General features: G+C 52.7%; 16 protein-coding genes. 2 read left to right on the plus strand and 14 right to left on the minus strand.

The features are described 5' to 3' along the window. Positions 1-122: 122 nt before the first annotated feature. A complete protein-coding gene (locus MGLY_RS01530) occupies positions 123-2,048 on the plus strand; it encodes an aconitate hydratase (RefSeq protein WP_156271420.1) in 1,926 nt (641 codons plus the stop codon). Between the two features lie 30 nt (positions 2,049-2,078). Here the strand turns inward: MGLY_RS01530 and MGLY_RS01535 are convergent, their stop codons facing one another. Together MGLY_RS01535 and nth are read right to left on the minus strand one after the other, a co-directional pair. Continuing rightward, positions 2,079-2,453, minus strand: a complete 375-nt coding sequence (locus MGLY_RS01535) for an ATP-binding protein (protein ID WP_156271421.1) — start codon at positions 2,451-2,453, stop codon at positions 2,079-2,081. 77 nt (positions 2,454-2,530) lie between these two features. Continuing rightward, the gene (nth, locus tag MGLY_RS01540; RefSeq protein ID WP_277997881.1) at positions 2,531-3,181 is read right to left on the minus strand and encodes an endonuclease III; all 651 of its coding nucleotides are present in this window, start codon (positions 3,179-3,181) and stop codon (positions 2,531-2,533) included. Between the two features lie 113 nt (positions 3,182-3,294). Between nth and MGLY_RS01545 the strand changes: the two genes are divergently transcribed. After that, positions 3,295-3,537, plus strand: coding sequence for a YkoF family thiamine/hydroxymethylpyrimidine-binding protein (locus MGLY_RS01545; RefSeq protein ID WP_156271422.1), 243 nt, complete (start codon positions 3,295-3,297; stop codon positions 3,535-3,537). A gap of 73 nt (positions 3,538-3,610) precedes the next feature. Here the strand turns inward: MGLY_RS01545 and pckA are convergent, their stop codons facing one another. From pckA to MGLY_RS01605, 12 genes are all read right to left on the minus strand, one after another. After that, positions 3,611-5,191, minus strand: a complete 1,581-nt coding sequence (gene pckA, locus MGLY_RS01550) for a phosphoenolpyruvate carboxykinase (ATP) (RefSeq protein WP_156271423.1) — start codon at positions 5,189-5,191, stop codon at positions 3,611-3,613. Positions 5,192-5,343: 152 nt separating this feature from the next. Beyond that, positions 5,344-6,036 (minus strand): hypothetical protein, encoded by a 693-nt coding sequence (locus tag MGLY_RS18685; RefSeq protein ID WP_156271424.1) that lies wholly within the window; start codon positions 6,034-6,036, stop codon positions 5,344-5,346. A 259-nt stretch (positions 6,037-6,295) separates the two neighbouring features. Next, the gene (locus tag MGLY_RS01560; RefSeq protein WP_156271425.1) at positions 6,296-8,218 is read right to left on the minus strand and encodes an aconitate hydratase; all 1,923 of its coding nucleotides are present in this window, start codon (positions 8,216-8,218) and stop codon (positions 6,296-6,298) included. Positions 8,219-8,284: 66 nt separating this feature from the next. Further along, positions 8,285-9,238: an NAD(P)-dependent oxidoreductase gene (locus MGLY_RS01565; protein WP_170290872.1), complete on the minus strand. Its 954-nt coding sequence runs from the start codon at positions 9,236-9,238 to the stop codon at positions 8,285-8,287. 410 nt (positions 9,239-9,648) lie between these two features. After that, positions 9,649-11,640, minus strand: coding sequence for a TRAP transporter permease (locus MGLY_RS01570; protein WP_156271427.1), 1,992 nt, complete (start codon positions 11,638-11,640; stop codon positions 9,649-9,651). 226 nt (positions 11,641-11,866) lie between these two features. Next, positions 11,867-12,934 (minus strand): TAXI family TRAP transporter solute-binding subunit, encoded by a 1,068-nt coding sequence (locus MGLY_RS01575; protein ID WP_156271428.1) that lies wholly within the window; start codon positions 12,932-12,934, stop codon positions 11,867-11,869. 48 nt (positions 12,935-12,982) lie between these two features. Further along, on the minus strand, positions 12,983-13,948 hold the full coding sequence (locus MGLY_RS01580) for an NAD-dependent epimerase/dehydratase family protein (protein WP_170290874.1): 966 nt from the start codon (positions 13,946-13,948) through the stop codon (positions 12,983-12,985). A 28-nt stretch (positions 13,949-13,976) separates the two neighbouring features. After that, entirely contained in the window at positions 13,977-14,645 is a 669-nt protein-coding gene (locus MGLY_RS01585) for an isochorismatase family protein (RefSeq protein WP_156271430.1), read from the minus strand. A 184-nt stretch (positions 14,646-14,829) separates the two neighbouring features. Beyond that, positions 14,830-16,017: a M24 family metallopeptidase gene (locus tag MGLY_RS01590; RefSeq protein WP_156271431.1), complete on the minus strand. Its 1,188-nt coding sequence runs from the start codon at positions 16,015-16,017 to the stop codon at positions 14,830-14,832. A gap of 25 nt (positions 16,018-16,042) precedes the next feature. Continuing rightward, on the minus strand, positions 16,043-17,422 hold the full coding sequence (locus MGLY_RS01595; RefSeq protein WP_156271432.1) for an MmgE/PrpD family protein: 1,380 nt from the start codon (positions 17,420-17,422) through the stop codon (positions 16,043-16,045). A gap of 12 nt (positions 17,423-17,434) precedes the next feature. Continuing rightward, entirely contained in the window at positions 17,435-17,800 is a 366-nt protein-coding gene (locus MGLY_RS01600; RefSeq protein WP_156271433.1) for a hypothetical protein, read from the minus strand. A 242-nt stretch (positions 17,801-18,042) separates the two neighbouring features. Continuing rightward, on the minus strand, positions 18,043-18,537 hold the full coding sequence (locus MGLY_RS01605; protein WP_156271434.1) for a DUF3870 domain-containing protein: 495 nt from the start codon (positions 18,535-18,537) through the stop codon (positions 18,043-18,045). Positions 18,538-18,902: the final 365 nt, after the last annotated feature.

An 18,902-nucleotide genomic window follows, 5' to 3' on the forward strand; every position in this document is an offset into this window, starting at 1 on the left:
CAGGGTTATTTTTATGTTCCCTCCTACCGGTAACGGGTTCACATTTCGGCCCACTTTTGTTATATTTATTATATCTGACCTCTCACTTCCCACTTCATATTTATGGAGAGGAGGAAACTATCTTGGGCCAGAATTTAGCCCAGAAAATAATCAGCCAGCACCTGGTAGCCGGCAAGATGGTGCCGGGGGAGGAAGTTGCCATCCGCATCGACCAGACCCTGACCCAGGACGCCACCGGCACCATGGCCTACCTGCAGCTGGAAGCCATGGGCATCCCCCGGGTGCGGACCAAACTTTCCGTCAGCTATGTCGACCATAATACCCTCCAGACCGGCTTTGAAAACGCCGATGACCACCTTTTCCTGCAGAGCATAGCCGCTAAATACGGCATCATCTTTTCCCGTCCCGGTAACGGCATCTGCCACCAGGTTCACCTGGAGCGCTTTGCCGTCCCGGGGACAACTCTCCTGGGTGCTGACAGCCATACCCCCACCGCCGGGGGGGTGGGCGCCCTGGCTATAGGCGCCGGCGGCCTGGAGGTCGCCGTGGCCATGGCCGGCGGTCCCTTCTATTTTAACATGCCGGCCGTCGTCCGTGTCAATTTACACGGCCGTTTATCCCCCTGGGTCAGTGCCAAGGATATTATCCTGGAGGTTTTACGCCGCCTGACGGTAAAAGGCGGGGTGGGTAAAATCATCGAATACGGCGGGGATGGTGTTGCCACCCTTTCCGTACCGGAACGAGCCACTATTACCAATATGGGTGCCGAACTGGGCGCCACCACCTCTATCTTTCCCAGCGATGAGGTTACCAGGGCCTTCCTGGCCGCCCAGGGACGGGCTGCCGGCTGGGTAGAATTACTGCCGGATCCCGATGCTACTTATGAGCAGGTCATTGATATTGACCTGGGAAGCCTGGAACCACTGGTGGCCAGGCCCCACATGCCGGATAACGTGGCCACCGTCCGGGAAGCAGGACCCATTAAAGTCAACCAGGTGGCCATCGGTAGCTGTACCAATTCTTCTTATACCGATCTCATGCGCGTAGCGGCCATCCTCAAGGGCCGGCGCGTCCACCCGGACGTCAGCCTGGTTATTGCCCCCGGCTCCCGTCAGGTCTTCCGTATGCTGGCGGCGAACGGTGCCCTGGCCGACCTGATCACGGCAGGTGCCCGCATCCTGGAGTGTGCCTGCGGCCCCTGCATTGGTATGGGACAGGCCCCGCCTTCAGGTGGTGTCTCGGTGCGTACCTTCAACCGCAACTTCCAGGGCCGCAGCGGTACTGCTGACGCTTTAGTTTACCTGGCCAGCCCGGAGGTTGCTGCCGCCACGGCCATCAACGGATACTTAAGCGACCCCAGGGAACTGGATGACCCCATCAATATAACTTTACCGGCAAGCTTCCCCGTAGACGACGGCATGTTCATCTTCCCGCCGGAGGACGGTTCCCGGGTGGAGATCCGGCGCGGGCCCAACATCAAACCGCTGCCGTTACCCCAGCCGCCGGACCCGGTGATTGCAGCGCCGGTAATCTTAAAGACGGGTGATAATATTACCACTGACCATATTTCACCGGCCGGGGCCAAATACCTGCCCCTGCGTTCCAACATCCCGGCCCTGGCCGAGCACGCCTTCGAGGGAGTGGACCCGACCTTTGCCCGGCGGGCCAGGGAAGCCGGCCAGGGAATAATTGTCGGCGGGCAAAACTACGGCCAGGGCTCCAGCCGCGAGCATGCCGCCCTCTGCCCCATGTACCTGGGCATCAAGGCCGTCATCGCCAAATCCTTCGCCCGTATCCACCGCAGTAATCTGGTGAACTTCGGCATCCTGCCGCTAACCTTTACCGACCCGGCCGATTACGACCGCATTGCAGCCGGTGATAACCTGAACATTGATTTGCACGCCGGCCTGGGGCAGGATGAAATCGCAGTTACCAACGTTACCAGGGGCTTTACCTTTAAAGTGCGCCACGGTCTTTCCCCCCGCCAGCAGGCCGTCATCCTGGCCGGAGGACTATTAAATTACACCAGGCAACAGGCAACGAAGTAAATACCCCGGGCAACTTATTCACTAAAAGCTTTACCCGTGGATCAGTACCGGCAGGCAGCGGGTACAAACCCAGGTGCTTTCGCCGTGGTGGCGGGCCAAGAGAAGGACGGCCCTGGTTTCATCAGCGCCGCAACGCAGGCAGCGGGGAGATGCGCCTTGAGCCCTTTTGGCCTCCAGGTTCTTTTCCGCGGCCACCGGGTCAAAGGCCGGTGCCTCCCGCTCCTCGATGGTCAGGGCGCCGGTAGGACAGACATTCAGGCAGACCCCGGCGCCGTCGCACAGCTCCTCCCGCAGGACCTTGGCCTTACCGTTGACAATCTCAATGGCCCCCTCGACGCAGGGCGATACGCACAGGCCGCAGCCGGTGCATTTCTCTTCGTCTATGCGGACAATCTTGCGTTTCATAAGATCACCTTCTTGGGAGACATAGATTTTTATCAAGCTGCTTTGCTTACCTTTATTTTATCTCCTTTGCGCAAAGCTCATTGTGATGCCTTACCCCGGCCATTGTGATCCTCATCACTACAGTAACTACTAACCACACACTCCCGGCACCCGGGGTGCCTGGCCCTGCAGACCGCCCGGCCGTGGTAGATCAGCAGGTGGTGGGCTTCACCGCGGCTGCCCGGCGGCAGGACGGCCATCAGCTGCTTTTCCGTCTCCCGGACATTACCGGCACAGGCCAGGCCCAGGCGGTTGGCCACCCGGAAGACATGGGTGTCGACAGCGATGACATCCCGGCCATAGGCGTTGCTCAGGACCACATTGGCCACTTTGCGGCCTACGCCGGGAAGATCCAGGAGTTCCTCCAGGTTGTCCGGTACCCGGCCACCATATTTTTCCACCAAGTTCCGGCAGGCAGCCACCAGGTGGGCGGCTTTCATCCGGTACAGGCCCAGGCTTTTAATACAGGCGGCAACCTCTTCCGGGTCTGCCGCCGCTAAGGCTGCCGGCGTGGGATAACGCCGGAAAAGCTCGACTGTTACCTTGTTAACCTGATCGTCGGTGGTCTGGGCCGAGAGGATGGCCGCCACCAGGAGTTCAAAGGCATTGCTGTACTTGAGGCGCGACCGCGCCCCCGGGTAAGCAACCCGCAAGGATTGCAGGATGGCTTCTATCCTGTCCCTCTGCATAACTTCCATCTCCCGGACAAAAAATAAAAACACTCCGTCTTTGCTTATATCGAAGCCCGCACGGCGGCAAACAAAGACGGCGTCTTTAAGACATAGCGACAGGAGGTATCTCTATGCTCAGCGCCGAGGTCAGCCTTTATCCCCAGAAGACGACCCGGGCCAGCGAGATTATCAACGACTCTATCCAATCCCTGGCCCGGCAGGGCGTTAGCTACAATGTAGGCCCCATCAGCACCGAAATCCACGGTACGGAAGAACAGGTCTGGACCGGTATCCGCTCCCTTTTCGACCGGGCCAGTTCAGCCGGCGAAGTCAGCATGGTCGTTACCCTTTCCAATGCGGCCCGTAAAGGTTGAAAGGTTTCCGGAATCAAAAAGCCGGTGTATATCATATACAGCCGGCTTTTTTATATTCTTAGCAGGAGCATTTCTACTTACTGACAGGTCCGGCCGCCAGAATACCCGCCGGGACGTCCCTGAATTTGGCAAAGTTCTCCCTGAAGAGGCCAGCCAGCCTGCGGGCCATGGCATCATATCTTTCCGGTTCCGCCCAGGTATTACGGGGATTGAGAATTTCCGCCGGGACCCCGGGGCAGGCTTCAGGTACCAGAAAGCCGAAAACAGGGTCGGAGGTAAATTCCACCTCATCCAGTTCACCGTTTAAAGCCGCCCGGACCATGGCCCGGGTATAGGGCAGGCTCATGCGCCGGCCGGTGCCGTAAGGTCCCCCGGTCCAGCCGGTATTGACCAGGTAAACGCTGGCGTTGTGCCTGGCTATCCTTTCCCCAAGGAGGTTGGCGTAAACCATGGGCGACCGGGGCAGGAAGGGGGCCCCGAAACAGGTGGAGAAGGTGGCCTGGGGCTCGGTAATCCCCCGCTCGGTGCCGGCCAGCTTGCTGGTATAACCGGACAGGAAATGGTACATGGCCTGTTCCCGGGTGAGTTTGGCTATGGGCGGCATAACGCCAAAGGCGTCAGCGGTGAGGAAAACTACCGTGCGGGGATGGCCGCCCACCCCCGGAATGACGGCGTTGGGGATGAAATCTACCGGGTAGGCGGCGCGGGTGTTTTCCGTCAGGGCATCGCTGTCGTAGTCAATGGCCCGGCAATCGGGGTCTACCATCACATTCTCCAGGACGCTGCCGAAACGGATGGCGTTCCAGATCTGGGGTTCGTGCTCGGCGGAAAGCTTGATACACTTGGCATAGCAACCGCCTTCAAAGTTAAAAATGCCCTTGTCCGACCAGCCGTGCTCGTCGTCGCCAATAAGGAAGCGTTCCGGATCGGCCGACAGGGTGGTCTTGCCGGTGCCGGAAAGGCCGAAGAACAGGGCCGTATCGCCTGCCGGGCCTATATTGGCGGAACAGTGCATGGGACAAACGCCTTGTTCGGGTAACAAGTAGTTCATGACGGTAAAGATGGATTTTTTCATCTCGCCGGCATAGGAGGTACCGCCGATGATTATCACACGGCGGTCAAAATTGAGGATAACAAAGGCCTCGGAGCGGGTGCCGTCATGTTCCGGGATGGCCTTAAAGCCCGGGGCACAGATAACGGTAAACTGGGGTTCATGCCCGGTGAGTTCATCCGCCGCCGGCCGGATAAAAAGCTGGCGAACGAACAAGTTCTGCCAGGCATACTGGTTGACGATCCTGATGGGCATGCGGTAGGCGGGATCGGCCCCGACAAAACCGTCAAAAACAAAGAGATCCCTTCCCTGGAGGTAGGCCGTCAGGCGGCTGTAGAGGCGTTCAAAGGTTGCCTCGCTCACAGGCTGGTTAACGGTACCCCAGCTGATGCTGTCGTGGACAGCGGGAGTGTCCACGATAAACCTGTCGTTAGGGGAACGGCCGGTATACTTGCCGGTATTAACGCTTAAAGCCCCATTGGGAGCCAGGAGGCCTTCTCCCCGGGCCAGGGCTATTTCAACCAGCCGGGCCACCGGCAGGTTACGGTAAACAGTACCGGGATTAATGAGACCCAAGCGCTCTAAACCATAAGTATTACCCATAAGCTCTCCCTTCCTTCTCCCTCTATATGAACCCTGAATCCGTGATAACAGCAAACTATCATGCTCACATTTACAGTAAATGGTGTTAGTAGTTATATTTAACACCTATCGTAACATTAAATTGGGTCAAAAGTGCATTATAGGGATAATGACTATGGTTCCCTATCTATGGCCTCCTTTATATGGGAATAGTAAAGTAGACCTCCTGTAATAAAGAGGCTTGGGCCTGCTTCAATAACTAACTGCAGCCAAAAGTTCTGTATTAAGCTAACGCCACATACAGGTGCCGGAAAGCTGGATACCAGGGGCTGTGCTGGCCAAACCGTAATTTGACCTGCCGGGCATGTTGAACTAGAGACGTCGGTGACCTTATACACCAGGCGGACAGGGGTGTCAGAGCCCTCAATTTTCACCAACTGGTGCCCTCTATAGACGGTTTTTCCCTCCCGCTCTACGGTGGCGGAACCATTTTCCTTAACAATGGCCAGCCAGGCTTCTGGCGTTTCCTTACGCAGGTTACGCTTAATGATAAAATCGGCTTTAATTTCCGGGTCCAAACAGACCTGAAGATTATCCTGGCTGTCATTGCCGCCATCCATTCGTACTAAAAGTGGTAGTGAAGTAATGGTACGAGCATAAGTAATAGCCTGGCGCAGGAACTCAGGCGTCCCTTTTTGGTAATGCTGTTTCCTGGCCCCTAGTTCGGTATTAGCACAGTAGCCTTCCCTGCCGAGGTAGGCGAAGATAGGTGCATGACCGTCATGGCCCTTATATGTCCTGGAAACACCCTCTTTCTTGGAATTCGAGTTATCAAAGGGAGAAACATCAATATCCAGGGGGGACATATTGACGCTTTTGCTCCCCGGAACCCAGGGTAATAGGAATCACCGGTGCCTGGAGTTTCTTAAGGAACCTGGTCGCTTCCTCCATGATAATTTCTTTGTAGGGGTAACTAAGACGAGGTCCTTACCACCCATACTAGAGGTGAGCCTTTAGTATTTCCTCCGACCTTATCAAGCAACTGCTAAAGACTTACCATAAGCCGACACCTTACCTCGGGCAAGGGGTATCTGCTATAGATGCGCCGACACCTACATGTTTTGTTTAATTGTTACTACCTACGTAGCGTAAAAGACCTCCGCTTAAAATAAGTTCTACTTCCCGCTGCGACAAATCGTGGACTACAGGGATTTTCAGCCCTTTACTTTTATCCTCCAACACCAGGCTTTTTTCCTCTAGCAACTTGTTCCTTAACCTTTCAAGAGTAAAAACTGCGCCCAAACTAATACAAGCATAATCCTCCGGCTCGGCCAAAATTAAAGGCAGGACGCCATAATTGATCAAGTTCTGGCGGTAAATGCGGGCAAAGGATTTGGCAACCACAACTTTTAGCCCTAAATATAAAGGCGCTAAAACGGCATGCTCCCTGCTCGAGCCCTGGCCAAAATTCTCCCCCCCTACCACCATCCAGGGCCGGTTATGTTCTTTGACGCGGCCCACAAAGCCGCTATCCAGGCGGCTGAAAGTATACTCGGCCATGGCCGGGATGTTGGAACGCAGGGAGAGCAATCTCGCCCCACCGGGGATAATATCATCCGTGCTTACATTATCGCCCGCTTTAAGCATAACTGTTAGTTCGAGCTTATCCGGCAGGGGGTCGGTCTGAGGCACGGGCTTAATGTTGGGACCACGGACAATCTCTACCTTCTCTCCTTCGGGCGGCGGCGTTACAATAAGGTTGTCGTCCACGGGATAGATCTTGCTGATTTTAAGCTCCGGCATATCTCCCAGTTCCCGGGGGTCGGTAATCCTGCCCCTCAGGGCGGTCGCTGCCGCCACCGCAGGACTGGCGATATAAACAAGAGCATCTTCCGTGCCGCTGCGCCCCCGGTAATTGCGGTTGACCGTCCGTACCGACACACTGCCAGAAGCCGGTGACTGGCCGATTCCATTGCAGGGACCACAGCCCACCTCTAAAATGCGGGCTCCGGACTCTATAAGGGTATCTAAAATACCATTGGCTATCATCATGCGCAGGATCCGCCTGGTACCTGGTGCGATGACAAGGCTAACGTGGGGCGGGATAACTTTACCCTTAAGTATCTCGGCCGCAATAGCCATATCTTCCAAGGAAGAGTTGGTACAGCTACCTATAACCACCTGCTGCACCGGCATTCCCGCAATTTCGTTCACTTTAACAACATTATCGGGACTGTGGGGTTGGGCGATTAACGGTTCCAGTTCATCCAGGTTGATAACAATTTCCTCGTCGTAATCGGCCCCCACATCTGCTTCCAGGGGCTGCCAGTCCTCTTCCCGTCCTACACTTTGGAAAAATTCCCGCGTCCTCTCGTCGCTAGGAAAGAGTGAACTAGTGGCCCCGAGCTCCGCACCCATATTGCAGATAGTGGCCCTTTCATATACCGAAAGGGTAGCTACCCCTGGTCCAGTATATTCAAAAATACACCCCACACCGCCTTTGACCGTCAGGCGACGCAAAAGTTCTAAAATAACGTCCTTGGCTGCAACCCAGGGCCGAAGCCTGCCCCTTAATTCAACTCTTACAACCCTGGGCATGCGCAAGAAATAGGGCGCACCGGCTAGGGCCACGGCCACATCCAGGCCACCGGCCCCTATGCCCAGCATGCCCGCCCCACCGGCTGTAGGCGTGTGACTATCAGACCCCAGCAAGAACCCGCCGGGGCGAACAAAACGCTCAAGGTGGATTTGGTGGCAGATGCCGTTGCCAGCCCTGGAAAGGTGGACTCCGAATTTGGCCGCCACCGAGGCTAAATAGCGGTGGTCATCGGCATTTTCATAACCAACCTGTAATAAGTTATGGTCTATATAGCTAACTCCCAGATCAACCTTAATACGATTAAGGCCTGTAGTTTCGAATTGAAGATAAACCATCGTCCCGGTGGCATCCTGGGTTAAAACCTGATCGGGCTTGATGGCAATTTCGCTCCCGGGTTCCAGGGAACCCTCCACCAGGTGGGCGGCTAAAATCTTTTGAGTCAGGTTCATCGATTGAGGCATAAAATCACTCGCTTTCCTATCTGGTAGTTTGGGTTACTTTTAGCAAGCTTATAGTTACGTGAGCATGTACAGGGGTTTCTCTCCCCTGGCGACACGGTCTACATTTTCGCGCACGACCCTGGCTGTAGCTTCCAAAACCTCTCTGGTAGTTGCCCCAATATGAGGCGTGAGAATTACATTTGGTTGTGTGAATATACAGTCATTTGGGTCAGCCGGTTCTTCCCAGGCCGCATCGGTGGCAAAACCACCCAGTCGGCCAGATTGTAGGGCATGCAACAAGGCTTCGCGGTCAATCAGGGGTCCCCGGGAAAGATTTATTAAATAGGCCCCCGGTCGCATGGCTGCCAGCTCTCTGGGCCCAATCAGCCCCACGGTTTTTTCATTTAACGGTAACGTTAAAACGACATAATCTGACTGAGCTAACAAATCAATAAGGTATTCTGGAGTTTGGACAAGCTCTATGCCCAGGGCTCTGGCCAGTCCCGGTGTTGGATTCTCCGTCACCGCCAGTACTCTCATACCCAATCCTTTGACCCTCAAGGCAAGTGCTGTCCCTATTCGCCCGAGGCCTACCACGCCTAAGGTCTTACCAGCCACCTCGGTTCCCACGGGTTCACCCAGGCGTTTTTCTTCAACCATTTGGGCTGCCAGGCGCGCCCTTCTGGCCAGGGCAAAAATTAAATAGATACCCAGTTCTGCCACCGCCACAGTGTTCAAGCCCGGTACATTGGCCACGGGAACGCCAAACTCCTGGGCAATACTCAAGTCAACCACATCCGCGGCCACCCCAAAATGCTGAATAAGCTGGAGACGACGCGCCTTTTCGAATATTTCTCGGTTCACAAAATTAAGGGGAAAACCCATACTACTAGTTACCAGGATTTCCAGCGACTCCACCTCGCCCAGCAACTGCTCCTTGTTCTGGATAACCACCAGGTGGTGTTCAGCCAATTCTTTCTCTAATACCTGAATCGTGTTGGGCGATTTAGAAAGGAGGCCTATATGCAAGCTAATCCCTCCCGTATCCAAGTAATTCTGTAAAAAGTCCCTGATGGATCAGGGTTAAAGCAGCCACCAACAGTAGACCTCTTTTCAAGAGGCTGACCCGGCCTAATAGCCAGCCTTGCCGCGCTCGGTAGAACTGGTGAGATTAACGGTGTCTGTCGCCACCCCAAACTGTTGGACCGGCAAAAGATCTCTACCAGGTAGATAATTTTTTTGTCAACAAATTTTAAAAAGAAACCCTATGCTGCTATTTACCAAAACTTGAGCCCTCGCAGCCTCCACCTCAAACCGGCCTTATCGTGAACAATAACATAGGAATAGCCCGCTAGTTCTCTCTTCAACGCAATAATCGTATCTTTCCGCCTCGTAGAAACTATAATCACACGTATCGCAAAGTCCTCCAAGTTTTGAAGCTATGATTTCGCTAACTCTCTGTCTAAAGCTTCAAGAGCTTTCCGTCTGCTGGCAACCTTTTGAATGGCAAATATGACGGCGAATATCCCGTAACCCATAAGATCTGTCAACAATCCTGGCTTAATTAAGAGCAAAGCAGCAGCTAACAGTAATACCCGTTCCACAGGAGTAAGCCTTGTGAGTAGCCAGCCCTGCACCGCTGCCGCCAGAGCTGTGGTTCCAAGTAAGGCCGATAGAACAGCCAAACCTATTGCAGCCGGACCCCCCTGAAACAGTAGTTCCCGTCCAAAAACAAACATATAAGGGACGATGAAACCAGCCAGACCGATTCTTACTGCTGTCCAGCCCACGGCCCACATAGGCGCCTCGGCAATGGCGGCAGCAGCGTAGGCAGCAATGGCAACTGGCGGCGTGATGGTAGCCAGACAGGCAAAATAGAAGATGAACATATGCGCCGCGAGTTCTGGGATTCCCATTTGCGTCAGAACAGGAGGAATTACAGCAGCTGCGGTGGCGTAAGCAGCTACAGTAGGTAGGCCCATTCCCAGAATGATAGTAATGATCATACTCAAGAATAGTGCCAACCACAAGTTACCACCTGCAAAGCCAAGAATTATCGAAGTTGCTTTCAATCCTAAACCAGTGAGAGAAAGTATGCCGATGACGATCCCCGCTCCGGCGCAGGTGGCTGCTATATCCATTGTACCCCTAGCAGCAGTAGCCATGACATCAAGGATGCCCTTCAACCCAAAAATTCGTTCCCGTTTTAACCAACTGCTACCTAGGGTTATGAGAATGGCCCATAAAGCGGCGCGAGTGGGCGAGGATTCCATCACTACTAAAACGAAGATTAAACCCAGTAGAGGCAGAAGCAGATACCCCTCACCAGCGATTAAACGGCGGAGGTTCGGCAGTTTATCCCGGGACAACCCTTGTATTCCCATCTTGGCGGCCTCAAAATCCACCATCCAATAGAGGCTAACATAATACAAAATAGCCGGGATGGCGGCCGCAATAGCTATTTGGTAGTAGGGAATACCTACTACCTCCGACATGAGGAAGGCGGCCGCGCCCATTACCGGGGGCATTAACTGTCCGCCCGTGGAAGCCACGGCTTCAATGGCTCCTGCTACAGCGGCGCGAAATCCCGCCCGTTTCATGGGGGGAATGGTCAAATAACCATCAACTATCACGTTAGCAACGGCACTGCCCGAAATCGTACCAAAAAGGGCACTAGAAATTATTGGTACCTTCGCGATACCACCCCGGCTGCGCCCCGTAACAGCCAACGCCAGTTTGATAAACAACTCTCCTGCCCCGGAGCGCTGGAGAAAGGTACCGAAAAGGATGAAGATGAAAACATACTGCGCCGAAACACCCAAGGGAATAGTATATATGCCCACCGGGCTGAATAAAAAGCTTATAATCCTGTTAAAGGAATAGCCGCGATGCCATAGCATCCCTGGAAGTTGCGGTCCGACCAGGGCATATACTATAAAAAATAGTGCTATAATGGGTAAAGCGTAACCGGAAGTGCGCCGCATCATCTCCATGACCACGATTACCGCCAGTAACCCGAACAGCATATCCGCCGGCGTTGCCAGGGCACCACCCGCCCGATACATAAGAGCTCTGAAATCCAGTATTACATATATTATTGTAGCGACAGATGCTACTATAAGCAGACCATCGACCACTGAAGGTCGATCTTTGGGCGACCGGGTGTTAGCCGGTATTAACAGGAAAACTAGTATAGAAGCAAAAACCAAGTGGCCGCCCCTAAAAAGCCAAGGATCAATAGAGGTCACATATAGTACATAAAGATGGAAGAGCGTCATCAGTACTCCTACTATATAGGCAAACGTTCCCACCTTTCCCCTTAGGGTCCGTAAGCGAACGACCCTAGCTTCTCCTTCAAGATTCAAGAGCGTATCCTGGTCCTCAGTTGTTACTCCACTACCTTTTATAGCCAGATCTTCACTTTTTTCCATAAATATCCTCCCTTAAACAGCATAATGACCGTTACTCTTAATCTCTACTTTTTTTGCCATGCCCGTGGGCCTTCCCCTCAGGCTAAATGAAAATCCTAACACCTCCGAGACCGGGTTGCCGACCCACCGCGCCAACCAAAAGGCACGCAAGCTAAACCTTGAAAGGCGGACAACCCGGCCCCCAGACTTGCTAAATACTTTGGTTACCTTCAGACCAGATATTTCTTTATTTCTTCATTTCCGGAGGAATAGCCCCATCAGGGAGTTGTATCCCCTTTTCCTTAAAATACCTCACCGCTCCGGGATGAAGGGGGAAGGTAGCATACTTAGCATTTTCCGGTAAAGCGTCAACCGCAGCTTTATAGCTGGCAACCAGGTCCTTGTTGTTTTCGGAAGCAGCTTTGACCACCGCGTAGATAAAGTCCTCAGGTAGATCTTTATGGGTACCCACAAAGGTCCACACCACCAACGTCGTAACGGGTTCTGTCTGACCTTTGTACGTATTGGCCGGGATAGTCCCTACAGCCAGCGGGTTCTTGGCAGCAAACTCCTCAGCGTCCTTCTTATTAACCCCGATGATGGCTATATTCCGGGTGATAGCCATCTCCTGTGCCGCCGGAGCAGGTACCCCGCTCCAGGCCCCGACCGCGTCAATTTGCCCATTGACTAGTAGCTCATTGGCGTCGGAAAAGTTAGCCATATTAGTAACCCTCTTAGGCTTGATATTGAAGTAATTGAATAATTTCATCCCGTAATCATTGAGAAAACTCCCAGGCCCGGACATATCTACTGCACGACCATTCAGATCACGAAAATCCTTAATCTCTTTATCGGCAAAGGCCCACCAGTGCAGATACTGGGGAAACATGGGGAAGACAGCCCTGAGGTCGCTGTATTTCTTCCCTTTAGCCTGACCAAGCCCATTATAAGCCTCATAACCCATGGCTCCCGGAACTGGACCGAAATCCGTCTGACGCTTCTCGATAAGTTCAATGCTCTGCCACGGACCCCCGGTGGCCTCCACAGCCATCGGCACGCCCAGTTTATCAGTGACTACCTTGGCGAGAGCAGCTCCGAACATATAGTGAGCTCCTCCTAAGGCTGAACCGGACCAGGTTACTCCTTTAGGCCAGTCTTTCTTGGTAGCCTTATAAGCCTCGGCTTGTTGACTACCAGCCTGATCCTTTTTCAGCGTCTCAGGTGCTTTTGATCCTGTGCAGGCGGCAAGTGCCATAGTCAAAAGCAACAATACTAGGGGAATCCCCAATAGTTTCCATCTAAACCGTAAAGGCATTTATCTACCACTCCCTCTTCTAAGATTAAATTAAATTAACTATTATTGTTACCACAAATTCTCATCCAACCACTCCAGGTATTCATTTACCCCCGTTACAAGGTCTACCTCCGGCGAAAATCCTAATTCGTTCCTAGTTCGGCTGATATCCAATGGCCCGCGCAGGCTGGTCCGGAAACTGGGGTTATCTCCCGCTAAAAACCCCTCTCCTATTCGCAGGCGGGCCCCGGGTCTCAGCCTCTTGACCACCTCCACCAATTCCCGCAGGGTATAGGAACGCCCTGAGGATATATTATAAATGTTGTAGCGCAACTTCTCGCACCTACAGGCGGCCGCTACACCTCGCGCGGTATCGCTTACATAGGTAAAGTCGCGCGGGTGATCCCCTCCGGAGGCCAGATTGACTTCCCGCCCCTCCAGAGCCGCCCGGCACCAAAACTGCACATGCATGGGGGAAGGCTTAATCTTTTCCAAGGGTCCATAAGGTGCTGATATACGTAGGGAAACAAACTCTACTTCAAAAAGGTTGGCATACTCTATGCCGTACATTTCCGCCATCTGTTTGGTGGTGGCATAGATACCGCAAGGCCTGGCTGGCTCTTCTTCCCTTAGAGGCCGTAAATCCAGTCGAGGGCCGTACTGGGTCCCCGAGCCAAGGTAAACCACCCGCCGCACCCTGGCCAGGGCGGCCTGGGTCAAAACGTTGGCCGTACCCATTACGTTGCTGGCCAGGGTCCGCTCCGGGCAACGGCGGGCGGCTGGCTCCCCGTTTATAGCCGCAGCGTGGACAATGCACTCTACCTGATAAGATTTAAGGGTCCTTCCAAATTGACCGGCGTCAAGGACATCTCCCTCTACATAATGGATCCTGGATGCAAGATCAGCCAGGTAAGCCATGGCGGGCTCAGAAAACCCGGAAGGGCTGTAGTTGATAACCTCCTCGCCAGCTTCGGCCAGAGCCTTGACTATATGCGTGCCCAAAAACCCGCTGCCACCGGTTACTAAAACCTTCACGTTCCCGCCACCCCTGGCTAAAGATGTCTCAAGCAAAGGGAAACTGAGGTCGGCCCAACTGCTCCAGATAGTTCAATACCTCCTGGAGTTCTACCACATCAGCGTACTTCATATCCATGTCAAAGAGGCTGACTTTATGGGGCAGGGCCGCACGGTCGCCCACACACTCTACCGGCACAATCACCCGGAAGTTATAGGAAAACCCATCTACTACAGTAGCCCGTACACAACCGCTGGTAGTCAAGCCGGTAACGATGATGGTGTCAACCCCCAGGTAAAAGAGCATACCTGCCAGTTGGGTACCAAAAAAGGCGCTGGCTTTAGGCTTGGTAACTATCACGTCTCCCTCTTGGGGAGCCAATTCATCCACTATTTTGTCGGCCTCCGTTGTGATTCCCTTAGACCCAGCCACCTTCTCTCCCCAAATACCCTTCTCAGCCGCAGTGGAACGCAGGCCCACTTTAGAATAAAAAATGGGAACACTTTTCAGTCGAGCTGCTGCCAGCAACCTAGCGTTGGCCTGGATAACCTCTCCGACATTATCACCGTGACCCAGAGCAAAACGCGGACTGGCATACAAGTTAATCATATCTACCACTATTATCGCCGGCTTGTAGCCAAAACCGATCCGGCGCCCGTGCCCGCCGGCCCTATAGCCAGCCAGATCAGTATCGGCTAACAACTTATCCCAAACCATTATCTCCCACTCCCTGATTAGGCTAAATACTTTCGAAGTAATAAGTCTACCAGAAGATACTGGCACTCGCTCTTGACGAGGTTTAATGACGAACCATATGGTTACCTTTCTCGGGGGGGCGCCGGCCCAGCCAGCATCCTCCGTACTGGCGGGACCGGCTTCTGGCAACCTGGCCTTGGGCTCGCTAGTCCAAAAGGTCTTCCTCGTAAGGAGCACGGCTCAAGACCCGGTAACCGGTAGCAGTGATTAAATAGATATCTTCCAGCCGTACACCTCCTACTCCCTCTTTCCACAGAGCGGGCTCCAAGTTGATGATCATCCCTTCTTCCAGCTCTGTATCCAGTTCAGGGAACCGCGCCGTGATGTAGGGCTGCTCCTGGCGAATGCCCATACCGTGGCCAGTATACGGGTAGCCACCGTAGTAATCTTCCAAACCGGCTTCGCGGACTACCCGCAGGCAGGCCATTTCGAGGTCTGAAGTCCTGGTGCCAGGTTTCATAATTTCCTTGGCTGCTTCCAATGCTTCCCAGATAGTCCGGTAGAGAAGCTTGTGTTCGCTTCCCGGTCGTCCGCCGGTCCACACAGTACGGGCAAACTCTGCTCTAAAACCGTTGAAGGAGCCTGGCCCGTCAATAACCACCAGTTCTCCGCCCCGGACGGGCTTGGCGCTGCTGAAGCGGCGTACGGGGGCGGTACGCTCCCCGGAGGTGCACCAGATGTCGGTAGCATGGCAGCCGCGGCGCAAAAGCTCGTACTGGGCCATGGCCGCAATTTCTATTTCGCTATAACGGCCCCAGCTTTCCTTGCAAGCCTTGATACCGACGTTGATGCCCGCTTCTACCAGACTAACCGTATACTCGTAAGCCTTAATTTCTTCTGGATTTTTTACCATGCGCATGCGGTTCAGGGCTGTACTGGCGTTGACAAAGTTGACCCGCGGTAAGGACTTGACTAGCCCGTTGTATAAAGAAGCATTCATCCTGGTATCCAAACCGACAGTGGCTTCGCTCAAGCCGTAGTCCTCCAGCGCCCGGCTAAAATAAGACACCCAGGTGTTTTGCCAAGGCGGCAAAACGCGAATATCGCTGTAAAAATGGTCCTGTTTCACCGCCCCGGAATCTCCCTCGGAGCAAAAGATGACGGGTTCCTTTTGCTCCCTAAGGAAGAGTACCGCATAGGAACCGGGATGCACGCTGGTCCGGTGCCGCGGCCAACCGGTGAGATAGATGACATTGTCAACCACGTTGGTTAGAATAGCGTCCAGCCCCTCGGCAGCCATGATCTCCCTGGCCCGCTTCCATCTCAATTCCTGCAAAAGTTGCCAGTCTATTATAGGTCTAGTAGGTTCTAAAAAACCTACAAAAGATGCCATCTCTATATCCCTCCGTCAAAAACTATCACGCCACAATTAGCAAGTTGGTCAGTTCCCTCAGGTTAGAAAGGGTCTCCAGTTGCCCTACGGTACGGATAACTTCTGCCATGGCTTTATCATCGAGGGCAGCAGAAGCCACTTCCTTGAATTTGGCCTCCAGTTGTTCCCGCGTGAGAGGATTCTCCGGCTCACCACTGCAGTAGTCCACCCGGCTGGTTAACTGGCGGCCGTCCTTTAGGGTAATGTCCACAAAAGTTGTCTTGGTCTTGGGAGCCAGTTTATCGGCCTCGGGTTCTGGTACTATACGGACCTTTTTGCCGAGTTCCAGGATTTCGGGATCACGGTACTTTTCTTCGGTAAACTGCTTCAAGCCGCAAGCGCGGTCAAAGATGGTTACCGCCAGGATATAACCCATACTGTTCTGGGCTTCATAAAAGTCTGTTGGTGGGAAGTGGTGCAAAGCCTTATTGGTGGCTATGCCCGTGGTGGTACGCACGAGGATGTCCTCAATCTCTTGAGGAGCCAGTGGTTCCTTACGCAAAATATCCAATACGGCGTCGATGGCCGAGTGGACTCCGCCCTTGGTAGGATAACACTTCAAACCTATTTCCATGGTCATCCAGTAACTTCCAAGATCTTTGGTTAAAAATTCCGGTTCGTAAACAGGAGAAATGATATCGCCAATGTTACCCCACTTGCCGTCAAAGATATCAAACCCACCAGTTATTCCTTCAGCCGCCATAAAAGCTGCAGCAATCCCATTTTCAGCCGCCTTACCGATCAGCACGCGCTTACTCATAGCCAAACCACCGCACCACAGACCAGTCGGCTGGCTGCCAGCCAGAGAAAGGGCATGGGCCATTTGCTCAACGGAAAGACCCAGGAGCTTACCAGTTATGGCCGCAGCCCCAAAAGTACCTATACTACTGGTCGAGATCCAGCCGCGAGCATATCCTTCTTTTCCTACGTGGGTAGCCGTGGCGATACGCAGGCAAATCTCATTAGCTACCACCAGGGCAGTTAAAACCTCCGCTCCGCTAGCGCCTGTTTTTTCAGCCACGGCCAAAGCCGCCGGTACCAAGACTGTATTAGGTTTAAACTTGGTACGGTGGTGAGCATCTTCCATCTCCGTTAAGTTGGCAAAAGAACCATTAGCAAAAGCAGCCTGGAGACAGTTAACCTTAGAAGGCGTGCCCCATACTACAGATTCGCCACTAGTGGGAAATCTCTCCAAATACTGTCGTACTAGTACTCCAAAGGAGGAAACCGCGCCATACAGGCCATTACCAAGGCCGTCAAGGAGGTGGTCTTTTTCTTTAGCAATTACCTCTTTAGGTATGTCCTGGAAATCTAGATTGACCACAAAATCCGCTAGTTGCAGGCACCTGTTACTATCACTTCCCATAGCAACCCCTCCTCACAGGACCCTCTCGGTAAACTCCTTAACTTTGCGATAGCTTAAAAGACATTTCTCCCCCTTTTCTGGTTGCCAGGGATCCACGCCACGCACATGGTAGGGCCGTAAATCTTCAATGTACTTCATAGCAGCCATAATTTCCGCCACTTCCGGGTCTACCTGGCGATCAAGTTTCGGCTTGTCTGAGTGCAGGAGATCAAAATTATCTTCTGTGATCCCCAATTTGTGGAGCACCGCGTTCAACAGGTGGGTACCGGCCAGCATGCAATTTTCAATAACAGTTTCGTAATCTTCCTTGAGATCAAGTTTCTGCATCATTGTGTCCTCAATACGTTTGGCTTTAGCAATATGATCTTCTACGCGCATAAAAATCCTCTCCTTCTAGCTTGTGTTGCTACGTTTCACGCTATTAAGTTGTGTTAACTTACTAGAACTTTAGAACTTCTTTCCTCACCCCCTTAAACAAAAAATCTCAGCCACAGGCAAATGGCCCCTCTCGGGGTTTGCACAGCAGCTGAGACTACCTACTTTACCTGCGAGGCCTTTTAAGCCCCGCTCCATAGGTAACAGCTCTTTATAAAATTATCATTAAATACTTGGAAGTTTTATTAACTTTCCCTTCCGGACTTAAGCAGTTGACCCGTCCGAAAGTCGCGGTAGCGTTCATAGGCTATCTGTAAAGCTTGGATTACTGCTCCCTGGGAAAAAGCATGAAAACGACTTTTAACCTCAGCTAACAATGAATCTAGCCCACCCTTAAGGTTGTACCCCTTAACAATGTTCCGCAAGAATTCCACCGATACCGAGGAATATAAGGAAAAATCAGCATTAATTATTTGCTCGCTATCCCAATCAATCTCCAATACTACTGTTACAACTTTAACAGTTTCGTAGGCGGTAGTTAATTTTGGTACCTGGGCCTTACCTGAAAACAATACACTCTTGCCCTTTAAACTAGTCAGAACCCACCGCCTCCTCAAAAGTTCTGTCCTCGGGATTTCTCGCGATATCAGATTGATCCAGTTGATTTTTGTCGCGGAGGCCCTTAAAAAGGGTCTAGACATCTCAGGTGCCGGGCCAGCCCCTAGCTGCTTAACTTTCACTTTTTAAGCAAAGGTTTTCCATAAAACCCCTGAAACGTGCGTGCTTTTGGGGATTAGCTTTGCTATTCTCCTTTTTAGGCCTTGCTCTACCATTATTTAGTAAATTTGGCAGCTCTTATCTATAACTGGTGTCTCGATTACTTTTTTATTATTTTATCTTAATATTTTTGGGCACCACTTCCTACATTTCGGATTGTAGTCAGTTTTTACCCGGGGGGGTGTTTACGAAAGACTACCCTATCCTACCCTATATTTTTTTCTACATATCTTGTGAAAATCCTTCTTTCATTTTATAATTTTTTACCTACATTGTTAGGGTAATCAGGTCCCAGGTCCTGGTAATGGACTTTGTCCTTCATCTGGGC

This window comes from Moorella glycerini (assembly GCF_009735625.1).
In the GTDB taxonomy this organism is placed as follows: Bacteria; Bacillota; DSM-521; order Neomoorellales; family Neomoorellaceae; genus Neomoorella; species Neomoorella glycerini.

Bases quoted from the DNA above. Each gene is read 5' to 3' on its own strand.
- MGLY_RS01585 (WP_156271430.1), bottom strand. From the start codon at position 14,645: ATGGTTTGGGATAAGTTGTTAGCCGATACTGATCTGGCTGGCTATAGG.
- MGLY_RS01535 (WP_156271421.1), bottom strand. From the start codon at position 2,453: ATGAAACGCAAGATTGTCCGCATAGACGAAGAGAAATGCACCGGCTGC.
- MGLY_RS01600 (WP_156271433.1), bottom strand. From the start codon at position 17,800: ATGCGCGTAGAAGATCATATTGCTAAAGCCAAACGTATTGAGGACACA.
- MGLY_RS18685 (WP_156271424.1), bottom strand. From the start codon at position 6,036: ATGTCCCCCCTGGATATTGATGTTTCTCCCTTTGATAACTCGAATTCC.
- MGLY_RS01545 (WP_156271422.1), top strand. From the start codon at position 3,295: ATGCTCAGCGCCGAGGTCAGCCTTTATCCCCAGAAGACGACCCGGGCC.
- MGLY_RS01570 (WP_156271427.1), bottom strand. From the start codon at position 11,640: ATGGAAAAAAGTGAAGATCTGGCTATAAAAGGTAGTGGAGTAACAACT.
- pckA (WP_156271423.1), bottom strand. From the start codon at position 5,191: ATGGGTAATACTTATGGTTTAGAGCGCTTGGGTCTCATTAATCCCGGT.
- MGLY_RS01595 (WP_156271432.1), bottom strand. From the start codon at position 17,422: ATGGGAAGTGATAGTAACAGGTGCCTGCAACTAGCGGATTTTGTGGTC.
- MGLY_RS01575 (WP_156271428.1), bottom strand. From the start codon at position 12,934: ATGCCTTTACGGTTTAGATGGAAACTATTGGGGATTCCCCTAGTATTG.
- MGLY_RS01560 (WP_156271425.1), bottom strand. From the start codon at position 8,218: ATGAACCTGACTCAAAAGATTTTAGCCGCCCACCTGGTGGAGGGTTCC.
- nth (WP_277997881.1), bottom strand. From the start codon at position 3,181: ATGCAGAGGGACAGGATAGAAGCCATCCTGCAATCCTTGCGGGTTGCT.
- MGLY_RS01590 (WP_156271431.1), bottom strand. From the start codon at position 16,017: ATGGCATCTTTTGTAGGTTTTTTAGAACCTACTAGACCTATAATAGAC.